The following is a 12147-nucleotide window of genomic DNA, read 5'->3' as shown; positions in this document are numbered from 1 at the left end:
CACCACCTAAAAACGATTACTATAGGAAAAGTTAAAATTATATAAACAAACCAAATCCTATTTATCCATTTTAGTCTTGTGATTAAAATGGATGCCTGTGTATCATTCGCTGCCCAATAAGGGAGATTATTATTAGGATTAAAATTTATCCACTTAATCATTGTGCTGCTGCGCTTGGGCTTAAATGTATAGCCTCTGCTTCTACCCTCAATTACCCAATCTTCATTATAATTTTCAAATTGATACTCAAGAATAGAATCAAATGCTGCGGCGTATATCACAAACAACACGCCCCCAAGAATCAACCAAAAAACGATCAAACTACGCTCACATAACGCCGTGCACAGCGGCGCGAGCGAAGCGAGTGTCCGGCGCCGTCAGGCGCGAACTGCTGCACTTTGTTATGAGTCCTATACACTGATTGATTGCCCAAACATGATTCTATGCCCTTCAGGGGTTTCGACCCCAAACTCCCTCAATCCCCAAGGCTTATCAGCAATCTTTTGGTTAAATTCAACTCCATTCTCTTGGTACTGCCTATAAAGTTCATCAATCCCTTCACAATTCACATAAGCAAATAGTGAGTGGTTGTTCGTGTCCCTAGCAGGCACTTCGCCGCGGCAGTCACCAACCATCAAGTAAAAGCTATCAAGGTGCAAGAATGCCCAGCCGCCGATAGTCTGATCCAAGGCAAAGCCGAGCTTCTCTACAAAGTATTTCACAGCAGAATCAAAGTCATTTACAGCTAATATGTGCTGGGTCTTAGCTACTTTGAACATGACGCTTCCTCTTAATTGGGTCTGGACTCATAACGTCTCAATAACCGGCGCAGCTTTTCTGCGTCCGGCGCCGTAGGCGCGAAGTTGATTGACTTGTTATGCATCAGGGTCGCGGTCTTCATCGTCTGGGATTAGATGCTCTTGCCTTAACCATGACTCAAAATGGAAATCGAATGGTTCGCGAATATATCGAATAGGACCTGAGCTCATTCTCATTTCACTCAACGCATCTATAATAATTTCTCGAACATCTTCGGGCAAATCCATGAAGGCTTCCCATTCGAGAGACATATTGTGGAAATAGTCTGAAGGAGCGCGTAACTCATAGAATGTTCGATCTTCTCTTATAAGGTACATTCTTGCCCGAGGGCCTGGAGAGCGCTTCACGTAACGAAATTCATCAGGCAACTCATTTGCATCTATTATTTCAGCAATCTCCACATACTTCAGGAGGTCATCCCAGCTATTACGCCCTTTAAGAACAAAATTCATATCTTTTAAGCCAAGACCTCGAATAAAGTCCATTAATCGCCTAAACCTAACAACTCCTCGAGCAACTTCCTTTTCATTCGATGAGCCTATAGACGTCAGGATTGCCGTTTTGAGGTCTTCGAATTGATCACTCAAATTATCAATTCTCTTAGCCTCAATAGATCGGCTTCTCTGCTCTTGTAGTAATTTCTGAAATAAAGCCGACCATTGCCGCCTCAATATTTCTTCAATATCTTGAAGTTTAGTGAAGGGGAAGACGCTATTCCCCCTCGCCCGATGCCTTAGAAAATTAATGAACTCAAATATAAAACCAGCCGTTTCAGGTTTTTGAATTGAGGGAAACTCAATATCCCCAATTATTTTTTTATCTTTATTTTTTTCGTAAGTGGCATGATCATGCCATACGCCATTATCAATAAATGTGAAGACCGGTATACCTGATTCGACAGCCTTTAGTATTTCCAGCTGCGTTACTGATAGATTTTCTTTTGAACTTAATGTATCGGTGCTTTTGCTTTCTTTCTTTAATACATCAAAATCGATTTTGGAAACAGCTTGGGGAACAGTTTTTCCACCAAATCTTGAACCGACGATGAGAACAACCATATCGCAAGAGGCGACCTCGTCAACACAGCTAGAATGAGTATGAACTCTAGGGTCATATAAAATATCATTGTAATCACTCATTACTGGTTCATGACCAAGATTCTGTATGAATATCCTCAATTGTGAACGAACTACTGATAGATCGTAACAAGTGGATGAAACAAATATTTTTAATCCTGCCATTAGTTGTCCTTAATTTTTTGATGCATAGACATAATGACTCTTCATAAGGTACTGACCTCCAGATATCGTGGGTTAGTTGCGTTTAAAACGAGACCAGAGCCATAATTAATGTTCGAACCATTAAATACTGGAGGTCAGCATGACTAAAAATAGCATAGTTTTCGTTGGAATGGATACTCATAAAGAGTTTATTGAAGTCGCTTCGCTAGAAGATGGGTTTCAAGGTAAGGCGACCCAGCATGGCAGAATTGCCACCGCAAAAGCGTCGATTAAAAAGCTTATTCGACAATTTGAATCTAAGTTTCCTAATGCGACTTTGCATTTTGTTTATGAAGCAGGCCCTTGTGGGTATTGGATATACCGGCTTATTACTTCCTTAGGCCACCCATGTTACGTTGTTGCGCCATCACTCATTCCTAAAAAACCCAGTGATAAAATCAAAACAGATAAGCGTGATGCTCTCAAGCTCGCTTATGCTGTAAAGAACTGTGATGTGTCACCCATCTACGTTCCCGAGCCCGAAGATGAAGCCGTCAGAGATTTATCTCGCATCCGTGAAATTGCTATGCGGGACTTAAATGATGCCCGAAGACAATTAAAAGCGTTACTACTGCGCAATGACATTAACTACCCTGGCACCGCAAATTGGTCGGCTAAACATTTACGATGGTTGGCTGAGTTAGTGCTGCCCCATCCCGCTCAGCACATTGTGTTGCAAGAAAGTCTCAATACCATTGGTGAGCGGATTGCTCGGCTTGAACGGCTAGACAATCAACTTGCTCACCACATTCTGCAGTGGCGATACTTTCCCGTTGTGAAAGCCGTTCAAGCCATGCGCGGTGTCGCCTTGCTCGTCGCTGCTGGTATGGTGGCTGAACTAGGTGACCTCACTCGATTTGAGCATCCTAGACAACTCATGAGTTTTTTAGGCTTAGTACCTAGTGAGCATTCTAGTGGCGACAAGCGAAAACTCGGCAACATTACTAAAACTGGTAATGTTCGGGCACGACGACTATTAATCGAGGGTGCGCAAAGTTATCGTCACCCCGCAAAAGTGTCTAAAGAGCATCAACGGCGACAAGAAGGATTGCCTAAAATAGTGATTGATACCGCTTGGAAAGCACAGCTTAGGCTGTGTCAGCGCTATCAAAGATTGATGCAGAAAGGTAAACATCACAACGTCATTAAAGTGGCTATTGCTAGAGAAATGGTGGCCTATATTTGGGCGATTGCTAAGCAAATTGTGTTGCCTGCTGTTGATATTCGCAAACGATTAGCAAGAGTGCCTGCGTAGCGCACGCCGGCATCATAAAAGGTTTTGAGTTAATGTGTTGGGTCAGGCCGCGGAAGCGGTACAACCTTCGACAAGTGTTGGATTGGTATTGATGGCTACGGCTTACAATAATCCCCGAGCATAGAGAGAAGATAGGTACAACGTCGCAAACAGTAAGGTTGGATAGGCTAGGCAACTAGCAACCCACGTATACCAGCAAAGATAACCGACGAATATTACTGGCTTCATCTGATGCATTAACTCAATTTATTTTGTAATTAAGAAGCTTTGAAAAAAAGGCGGGATCTGCTCGTTTTATTTGACATGAAGAGTCATACCAACACTTTGCATAAGCGGTTTGGCAACGCTCTTGTGGCAAATCCGACTTGATGCATTTGTTATACATACTTCTCAATTAACCCTCTGAACTCACCGGCTTGTTTTTCACTAGTAAAAGCTGTACCCGGAACAATAATCGCGTAAAGATTATCTAAAAATAGGTAATAATCGCCGTCATTTTCGCTAATTGATTCAATAACACTCCACTTGAAAAATGAATTGGCGCTTTCTTTTGAAGCATGCAGACCATCCTCGTTTATTTCAATAGTACTTTTAGAAAGCAAAAAACCATCAATTTTAGGCAATGTACCTTTTTGAAGCTTTAGCACCTCTAAGAGATAAATGCCGACTCCAATTATAAAAGGCAACAAAACTATAACCGCTGTAGGAATGTCAAAATTAAAGCTCTTTTTACTTATCGCCTGAAAAACAACCATAAATACTACTGCGAGTAGAAACCAAATAATTAAATTGAGCACAAATGACTTCTTTTCATTTTTTTCCCACAAGCTCGTTTTAAAGCGAACTTGGTGAATTTTTTGTACTCTTCTTGCTCAAGTTGAAAAGTGATTATCATCCTGTAACTCTACCTCTTGTATGTATAACAATTTATTATCCGAACACAACCAGCAAATCAAATTGTTCATTGGCCGCGTATCAATTTTCTGTACTAGCAATATATTAGCTACGGTAAGTAAAATCAATAATTTAGATTTGCCGCGTTTTGGGAACACGACTTATTGCAATGTTTTGCAGATAACCGTATTGAAGATGTTAATGAGTGGTTTGAGTTACGATTTAGAATGAAATTTGGTGAAATTGCCGTTTTCGACACTAGTTTCTTAACTTATTTTTTGTAATTAGCGCTTTGTGAACTAAGTACTAAATGGCCGCTTATGATCTTATCCGGTCACAGTTGATGTTTGCGTCTTGTCACTTGCGGGCTGCTTTGGCCAAAACAATACATTCCTGCTTTAGCGTTACCCCTGCTCCATTTAGAAATAGCGCGAAAATTCATAAGAAGCAGGCAGGAAGTGCCTCAATGTTTCGGCACTCTCCTGCTGGCATTTTTTGGGTCTAATTTTCTCTACTTGTAAAAGTAGGGGCCTTTCCAGCTGTACTCTTCGTCATTTATAGTTAGCGTATGTGCGGCAGATTTATCTGCATTTTCATTCGCGAGTATAAATACTTGAGTGGCGCCTTGTAGGTCTGTAATACTTAGCGCGGTGTATGCATCGCTGTCATACAACACCTTAACATTGGCAATGTTACTGCTTGAGTTTATTGAGCTTTCAGACACTGGGCTATAGCCGCCATGCGCTTCAATTACCGAGACAAACAATGTATCACCTGCGTCATTTCTGCGGATCATAAAGCCGGCTTCACGACGTAAGTTAAACTCTGGGTCTTTAGCACCTATACGCGTAAACATAAGTTCATCGGTAATGTTGGTTGCCGATGTTAATGTGTAATAAGAACTATCTCCTAACCACGACAATTTGGTGTTATTGCTAGCAGGTTTACCTTTACCTTCTAAATAAAGGTGCTGATAACCATTGTTTTTACCCAGTGGCACTAAATGCTCTGGCGATTGGTATTCAAAGTTCATATCAATTACCTGCCCCATAAAGTAAAACGGAAGGTCGTATTGATTCTTTGTTTTCGATTTTACTTTCAAGATATCTACTAAAAACGCATTTTCAAAGTTTTCATCTTTTATCATCGCAAAGCTGCGCTGCATATGTGTTCCAGGGTAGGCGTTTTCTTCAGTAGCACTGACTACCTGCACGTCTTCTTTCGACGCATCATAAAAATGTAGTTCTGAATGATGTTTGCTGCCTTCAGCATAGCTTCCTTTAAAGTGCATCTCTTGGTTTTGCGAAAGCGTATTATGCGCAATGGTTGTTTTTGCCCAAGTCTTGTTTTCTTTTAGGTAGTTACCACCGCCTTTTTGGCCAATATTCACAAAGCGTGCAAGGCCGTAGTCTTGCAAGACTTCGTCGCCTTTCTCAAATAATGAAAACGAAAGTTTGTCATAGTGGCCATGGCTTAACCCTTGCGCTGCATATTTAAATACCAAGGTGAGGTCTTCATTACCATGGCGTAATATCGCCACGCCGCCTTGTTCGCCATTGGGGCCGTCAGTTAAATTAACTGAGCTTTTTTGGTAGGGCTGGCTTTTGCCGTCGCGAATTGCCATCGCTACCGACAAACCTGACTGGTCAAGCAATACTTCATTTTGTTTTTCAGCAATACTTAACAGCTGCGGGTTTTGTTCGCCATAGTGATAACCTACGTTAACAGCAGTGACTAGCGACGAAGTAAAATATGACATGCCTTTTTGACCGTCATTAAGTGGAAAGAACTCACCATCGGCATCGGTTAAGTTTAACAAGGCGTCAATCGCTTTTAATAAAACACCGTCTTTATGCTCCAAAATGGCAAGTTCAGGCTTGGCGTTGTGCATGCCTAAAGAAAAAATTAAGAAAGGATACATTGCATAACGTTGATAATATGGACCTTCAGTGTAATAACCGTCGGGCGAAAAGGGTTCTTCTAAATTAGCTAAAAAGCCTTTTCTTTGGTCAGCCGTTTTTATGGTGCCGCCGTCGTTGTCTATGCCGCCTATTTCAAGGCCATCGTCTTCTATTCCATATAATGCGCGTTGAATTAACTCTTCATCGTCCATTACTAAACCAATCATACCAACAGCGGCGTTGCCCCAAGTACTGTGGTTGTGAACTCGGTTGTAAAAAGCGGGGTTTTCTAAAGAGATAAAGTCAGCAAAAGGACGAAACAAGTTCTTCTCTAATACGCTTCTTTCTTGTTCTGATAAATAATTATAGATGGTGTCATAGGCTTGGCTCATATACACAAGCCAGTTACTGTCATTTAGGCTTTGCCAAAATAATTTACCACGAGCGTAAGAACGTTCTTGCGGGTGCAAAGGAAGGTCAAGGTACATCTCTTCGTACTGAAACAACATGTCGCGCACGTATTTTGCGTACTTTTCATCTTGTAAAATTTGATAAAGCACACCCGCCTGTTGCGCCGCAACAAAGTTACGTTTGTGCTGCACATGAGTGTAGCCACCCGAGAAATCTTTGGGGATTGGCGTGTCGATACCTTTGGCAATTTCTGCATCTATTTCAGCCTGCACTTTGGCAAGGGTGGCATCAAACAAAGGCACGTTACCTAAATTTGCGCGGATTTTTTCAACACCGGCTTTGGTCAAAATAAGGTTAGGATGCTCACCAGCATGGCTAGGCATAGCAAGTGACACAATTGCCGTGGTCACCAAAAATAGAAAGCTTCGGATAGGTAATACGTTCATTATTAAGTAAGTCCATGTTAATGCTACATACATTCAGAAAGACAGATTATCATGTGCATCATTCTAATTGAAATAGTCTTTTCGAACATAATATGTGCTTTTCATCAGGAAGGAACATTTTTTATAGAAGGCTTCAGCGTTTCAATAACGCTAAACACAAACTGTCATAAAGGCAATTTAACAAAGACGTTTTTAATCAGGCTTGTGCTATCTTAACTATATAATTTTGCTGCTAATACAAAATCAAGGATATGCCTCTATGTCGAAAAAATATGTGCTTTACGGCGCGCCATTGTCCTTGTATACAGGCAAAGCGCGCGCTTATTTACGTTTTAAAAACCTGCCTTTTGAAGAAGTATTTTCATCTCGTAAAGTATATAAAAATATCATCATTCCCAAAACAGGCGTTCAATTTATTCCAGTAGTAAAAACGCCAAACGACGAATATATTCAAGATACATCTGCCATTATTGATGCGGTTGAGGCCGAGCAACCCCATCCAAGTGCACAGCCCACAACGCCAAAACAAAAACTAATTTCAGCCCTTATTGAAATGTGGGCTGATGAGTGGTTGTTAATACCCGCCATGCACTACCGCTGGAATCACGATAACTTTCCTTTTATCTATGAAGAATTTGGGCAAATTGCCTTTCCTAATATGCCCGCTTTTGTGCGCCGATTTGTGGGTAAAAAGCTAGGCGCTAAGTTTAAGGGCTATGTTCCCTTGCTTGGTATTACTGCCCGCAGCATACCAGAGATTGAAAACTGGTACGAAGGGCATATTTTACCCACTCTCAACGCCCATTTTGCGCATCACGACTATTTGTTAGGAAGCTGTCCTTGTATAGGTGATTTTGGCTTAATGGGGCCGCTTTACGCACACTTATATCGCGACCCATATCCAGGAAAGCTAATGAGACGCATCGCACCGAATGTTGCAAAATGGGTTGAACGAATGAACGAAGTCACCCGTAAACCTGGCCAGTGGCTTACGGATGATGAGATCCCCCCTACGTTATTTCCTTTGCTTACACGTTTGTTTGACGAGTTTTGGCCCGTTGCTTTAGATACAGTGAAAATTAATGAGCACTGGATAGCGCAAAATACAGATAAACGAAAGATGCCACGTATGCTTGGGGAACATAACTTTAAGATTGGCGGGGTTTGCGAAAAACGAGCTGTAAGAACCTTCACACAATGGAAGGTTCAGCGGGTATTAGCTATTTACCAGAGTTTCAACCGTGAAGATAAAATAGCGGTTGACCCATTATTGAAGCAATTAGGCGGTTACGATGCCTTACAAAGCAACATCACCTTCCCTTTAATCCGCGAGAATAATTTACTGATCGTTGAAGGACGCTAGTTTTGGCTAATGTGTGCTTGTATACAATGCTTAATAAGCTACTCTTTGAACTTCTAAGCCCAAATTACTTACGCCCTCAGCGATAATATCAGCACGTAATTCTTTCACAAAATCCTTAACGATCTTGTTCGACCGACAGTATTCAAGCAGGCTCAATTGTGTAGCTATTTCATATTCCATCAGGGGGTCTTGTTTAATTTCTTGACTATCAAGTTCACTCTCAGATGTCGCAATAATAAAAGCTTCAACAGAGCCTTGACTAAGCTTTGCTATAGTGACGGCAACATGCTCATGTTCTTTACTAAAACTTAATAACATTGAGCTTAATGCCATGCAGTAATCAAGTGCAGGATAAACACCAAAACTGTCAAAGTTTTCTACATCAGGAATGATTTCTTCCAACTTCTCTAATTGTACTGGCGCATTAAATTTATTTTTCGGCGACATGCACCATTCCCAGACAAGGTTTAATATAGACTTTGCAATAAGTGGATCGCCAAAGCCCGTTGCTTTGCTAAACAATTGATAATTAGGCAACATGCGTTGCATAAGCGCGCAAGCAAATACGATGTCATTCGGTGTGGGCAACTCTCGAATTTGAGCAAAGGTACTCAATTTGGCGTCTTGCATTTTCATTTACTCATCCTATTATTATTTACTTAACGACCTGAAGTTTGCTTAACAGCTACGCATTCACATGCTGAATATAATCAGCCATACCATTTAGTAACATTTGAATCGCTACCATAACCAGTATCATCCCCATTAATCGTTCAACAGCACGCAAGCCTTTGTCTGTTAACAAGCGATGAATTGGCACGCTCAGCATGAGTATAAGTGCACTTAAGCCCCATGCCAAAAATAACGCGATACTCCATTCAATCATTTTGTGAGGTTGCTGATTGGCTAGCAAGATTAACACCGCCATAGTAGAAGGCCCAGCAATCATAGGAACCGCCAATGGAACAATAAGCGGTTCTTCGCCTTCAGGTAGGTTCATAATGCCACCGGGTTTTGGAAATATCATCTTGATGGCAATTATGAACAAAATAATACCGCCGGCAATACTCACTGTTTCTTGTTCTACTTGCAGAAAATTAAGCAGGCTTTGACCGCTAAATAAAAAGACAAATAAAATGATTAAAGCAATGCAAAGTTCGCGGAAAATAACCCATGTTCTGCGTTTAGCTTCTATCGATTTAAGGACCGACATGTAAATCGGTAAATTACCTAAAGGGTCCATTATAAGAAAGAGTAAAGTGGCGGCAGAGAGAACTTCAAACATTAACGCGGGGGCCTTCTAATAAAGATAGTGTGTAATTTAATTTAAGATTTATGCGTACTTGGTCGTTACATTGTAAACCATAAGTACAAGAAAGTATCCGGAGAAAATAATGTCATTAATGTCAGTCACTGAGGTCGCAGGTTATTTATCTGTTCAAGAATCAAGAGTTTTGCGACTTGAACGTGAACGTTTACTGCTAAGTAAAGAGAAAAACGCCAAAGACGAGCCCATGTTCGACCAAGGCGATGTAGCTAGATACAAAGAACTAGCAGAACGCCTTGGCGGAATTTAAGCCAATCGCAAGCTTATGCTTGCAATAGGGTGTGTGCAATTGAACGAATACCAATTGCTGTGCCACCTGCAGGCATTAACTCTGTAGCATTGCGACTGTAAGCCGCTGCAATGTCTAAATGTAACCAAGCACTTGTTTGGTGATCCACAAATCGCGATAAGAAGCCTGCTGCATTCGATGCACCACCGGCCCCGCCACCCTTTTGAGCCCGACTATTTGCAGTATCAGCAAAAGGTGATGGGCATTGCTCTTGATGCCATAAGGCTAAAGGTAGACGCCAATGAGGTTCATTCATTTGTTTTGAAACTGCTAAAAAGGTTTCACTCGCTTGGTCATGCAAACTAAATAATGCGTTATATTCTCTGCCAACAGCCGCAACTGCTGCGCCGGTTAATGTAGCAGCATCAATAATTAAACTCGCTTTAGTCTCACTCGCCGCCATTAAGCCATCGGCAAGGACTAAACGCCCTTCGGCATCAGTATTCACAATTTCTACGCTTGTGCCATTTTTATATTTTATGATGTCGCCAAGTTTATAGGCATGTCCGCTTATAAGATTTTCTGCACAACACAAAAATAACTTCACGCGTTTATTCAAGCCTTGCATGATAGCCAAACCAAGTGCACCAGCGACGGTAGCCGCGCCGCCCATGTCACATTTCATATCTAGCATTCCTTCACTAGATTTTATGCTATAACCGCCACTGTCGAAGGTGATACCTTTACCCACAAGCGCTACTGACACATCTTCATTTGCACCTTTGGGGCAATAATCAATCTCAAGTAATACCGGTGGACGCTCACTACCGCGACCTACTTCGTAAATGCCCATCCAACCAGCCGTTTTTAGCTCTTCGCCGGTAATCCGCTTAATCTTAAGCTCAGTTTCCGATACTTCTTGTAACCACTGTTCTACTTGGTTTGCGAGAGATTCGGGGCTCATTTCTTCAGGCGTTTGATTAACCAATTTGCGGGTAAACATAAGCGCATTTAAATAATTTTCGAGTTCAACCTTGTGATCAGGATTTGCCCATTCAAAATGCCCATTAAAGTCAGACTGACAAAAACTTTGTACAAAAATACTTTGCTCTTCTTGTGACCAATCACCTTCAAAACGAATATCACTAACGCCAAGCGCTGCGATTTTGCGGGTCGCTTTTTGTAAGGCCCTGACTGGAAACCTTTCATCTGCTTGGATGTGAACCCTTGCACCACCTTCTTTAAACGACACTAAGCTTGAAGAAGAATAAGGGGCTGGGGCGGACTGTTGACTAATTTCGACTGTAAAATACGACATGATTGCTCCACAATAGGGGACTAAGTATTTAGATAGGATAAGAATAACAAATGTTTAGCTTTAGTTCAGCTTTAACGCAGGCCGTTTTAATAAAACGTTATAAACGCTTTTTAGCTGATGTTGTATTACCCAATGGCGAAATAACCACTGTGCATTGCCCTAATACCGGCGCTATGACTGGCTGCGACACTCCCAATTCAATTGTCTACCTAAGTTCTTCAAACAATCCAAAGCGTAAATATAGATATACATGGGAATATGCCAGTGACGACGCGGGTAACAAGATTTGCGTTAACACTGCTAACGCAAATAGAGTGGTCAAGAGCGCGTTGCAAAAGCAGCAAATAACTGAACTGGCGCACTATAACAGCATTCTCCCAGAACAAAAGTTTAATCAAAGCCGGATCGACTTTTTATTGCAACAAGACACCTGTCCAGATTGTTTTTTAGAAGTTAAGTCAGTGACCTTAGCACAAGGTGAACTTGGCATGTTTCCCGACACCGTGACCAAACGAGGACAAAAACACTGTTATGAACTAGCCCAAATTAGTCAACACGGTTTAGAGGCGGCGCTCTTGTTTTGTGTCATGCGCGAAAATATAACTAAATTTAAGATTGCTGAAGATATCGATCCGGACTATGCTAAAGCATTAGAGCACGCGGTAGCGTCGGGTGTTAAAATACTTTGCTATACATGCACCTTAAACGACACGAATATTGAATTATCGTGTCAAATACCGATTATTTATTAAAAAAAGATTGCTTTTTTTTTTAATGCTCATATTACCGACCTCGAATTTTTCTGGTAGTGGTGATCATATATAGATTCGTAGTATCACTACCCTTAAGAAAATGACCAAGCGAAGTTAAGATTATCGCGTAAATATGGACGTTTTAAACGTAT

The 12147-nt window shown here is 41.3% G+C and carries 11 protein-coding genes; 4 read left to right on the top strand and 7 right to left on the bottom strand.

The annotated features are described in order from the left end of the window. Positions 1-410: 410 nt before the first annotated feature. Together AC0L6H_RS08610 and AC0L6H_RS08605 are read right to left on the bottom strand one after the other, a co-directional pair. Positions 411-779 (bottom strand): VOC family protein, encoded by a 369-nt coding sequence (locus AC0L6H_RS08610; RefSeq protein ID WP_473393793.1) that lies wholly within the window; start codon positions 777-779, stop codon positions 411-413. A gap of 96 nt (positions 780-875) precedes the next feature. Beyond that, on the bottom strand, positions 876-2060 hold the full coding sequence (locus AC0L6H_RS08605) for a DUF4062 domain-containing protein (RefSeq protein WP_473393792.1): 1185 nt from the start codon (positions 2058-2060) through the stop codon (positions 876-878). 139 nt (positions 2061-2199) lie between these two features. On the opposite strand from AC0L6H_RS08605, the gene AC0L6H_RS08600 reads away from it, so the two are divergent. Continuing rightward, positions 2200-3354 (top strand): IS110 family RNA-guided transposase, encoded by a 1155-nt coding sequence (locus AC0L6H_RS08600; RefSeq protein ID WP_473391525.1) that lies wholly within the window; start codon positions 2200-2202, stop codon positions 3352-3354. Positions 3355-3731: 377 nt separating this feature from the next. Here AC0L6H_RS08600 and AC0L6H_RS08595 read toward each other — a convergent pair whose 3' ends face one another. Further along, positions 3732-4151 carry a YcxB family protein gene (locus AC0L6H_RS08595; RefSeq protein ID WP_473393791.1) on the bottom strand — a complete coding sequence of 140 codons (420 nt, stop codon included), beginning with the start codon at positions 4149-4151 and terminating at the stop codon, positions 3732-3734. A gap of 608 nt (positions 4152-4759) precedes the next feature. After that, the gene (locus AC0L6H_RS08590) at positions 4760-7006 is read right to left on the bottom strand and encodes a heparinase II/III domain-containing protein (protein ID WP_473393789.1); all 2247 of its coding nucleotides are present in this window, start codon (positions 7004-7006) and stop codon (positions 4760-4762) included. Between the two features lie 259 nt (positions 7007-7265). On the opposite strand from AC0L6H_RS08590, the gene AC0L6H_RS08585 reads away from it, so the two are divergent. Beyond that, positions 7266-8369, top strand: coding sequence for a glutathione S-transferase family protein (locus AC0L6H_RS08585; RefSeq protein ID WP_473393788.1), 1104 nt, complete (start codon positions 7266-7268; stop codon positions 8367-8369). A gap of 30 nt (positions 8370-8399) precedes the next feature. Here the strand turns inward: AC0L6H_RS08585 and AC0L6H_RS08580 are convergent, their stop codons facing one another. Both AC0L6H_RS08580 and AC0L6H_RS08575 read right to left on the bottom strand, forming a co-directional pair. Next, positions 8400-9005: a YjaG family protein gene (locus AC0L6H_RS08580; protein WP_473393787.1), complete on the bottom strand. Its 606-nt coding sequence runs from the start codon at positions 9003-9005 to the stop codon at positions 8400-8402. 49 nt (positions 9006-9054) lie between these two features. Next, entirely contained in the window at positions 9055-9654 is a 600-nt protein-coding gene (locus AC0L6H_RS08575; protein ID WP_473393786.1) for a YhgN family NAAT transporter, read from the bottom strand. A 109-nt stretch (positions 9655-9763) separates the two neighbouring features. On the opposite strand from AC0L6H_RS08575, the gene AC0L6H_RS08570 reads away from it, so the two are divergent. Continuing rightward, entirely contained in the window at positions 9764-9946 is a 183-nt protein-coding gene (locus AC0L6H_RS08570; protein WP_473393784.1) for a helix-turn-helix domain-containing protein, read from the top strand. 13 nt (positions 9947-9959) lie between these two features. Here AC0L6H_RS08570 and pepB read toward each other — a convergent pair whose 3' ends face one another. Further along, on the bottom strand, positions 9960-11243 hold the full coding sequence (gene pepB / locus AC0L6H_RS08565; RefSeq protein ID WP_473393783.1) for an aminopeptidase PepB: 1284 nt from the start codon (positions 11241-11243) through the stop codon (positions 9960-9962). A 50-nt stretch (positions 11244-11293) separates the two neighbouring features. On the opposite strand from pepB, the gene sfsA reads away from it, so the two are divergent. Beyond that, positions 11294-11995, top strand: a complete 702-nt coding sequence (gene sfsA / locus AC0L6H_RS08560; RefSeq protein WP_473393781.1) for a DNA/RNA nuclease SfsA — start codon at positions 11294-11296, stop codon at positions 11993-11995. The last annotated feature ends 152 nt before the right edge of the window (positions 11996-12147 follow it).

It is taken from the genome of Glaciecola sp. G7-5 (genome assembly GCF_055808975.1).
This window is presented reverse-complemented; position numbering and strand designations above follow the sequence as displayed.

Bases quoted from the DNA above. Each gene is read 5' to 3' on its own strand.
- AC0L6H_RS08580 (WP_473393787.1), bottom strand. From the start codon at position 9,005: ATGAAAATGCAAGACGCCAAATTGAGTACCTTTGCTCAAATTCGAGAG.
- AC0L6H_RS08570 (WP_473393784.1), top strand. From the start codon at position 9,764: ATGTCATTAATGTCAGTCACTGAGGTCGCAGGTTATTTATCTGTTCAA.
- AC0L6H_RS08610 (WP_473393793.1), bottom strand. From the start codon at position 779: ATGTTCAAAGTAGCTAAGACCCAGCACATATTAGCTGTAAATGACTTT.
- AC0L6H_RS08575 (WP_473393786.1), bottom strand. From the start codon at position 9,654: ATGTTTGAAGTTCTCTCTGCCGCCACTTTACTCTTTCTTATAATGGAC.
- pepB (WP_473393783.1), bottom strand. From the start codon at position 11,243: ATGTCGTATTTTACAGTCGAAATTAGTCAACAGTCCGCCCCAGCCCCT.
- AC0L6H_RS08605 (WP_473393792.1), bottom strand. From the start codon at position 2,060: ATGGCAGGATTAAAAATATTTGTTTCATCCACTTGTTACGATCTATCA.
- sfsA (WP_473393781.1), top strand. From the start codon at position 11,294: ATGTTTAGCTTTAGTTCAGCTTTAACGCAGGCCGTTTTAATAAAACGT.
- AC0L6H_RS08600 (WP_473391525.1), top strand. From the start codon at position 2,200: ATGACTAAAAATAGCATAGTTTTCGTTGGAATGGATACTCATAAAGAG.
- AC0L6H_RS08585 (WP_473393788.1), top strand. From the start codon at position 7,266: ATGTCGAAAAAATATGTGCTTTACGGCGCGCCATTGTCCTTGTATACA.
- AC0L6H_RS08590 (WP_473393789.1), bottom strand. From the start codon at position 7,006: ATGAACGTATTACCTATCCGAAGCTTTCTATTTTTGGTGACCACGGCA.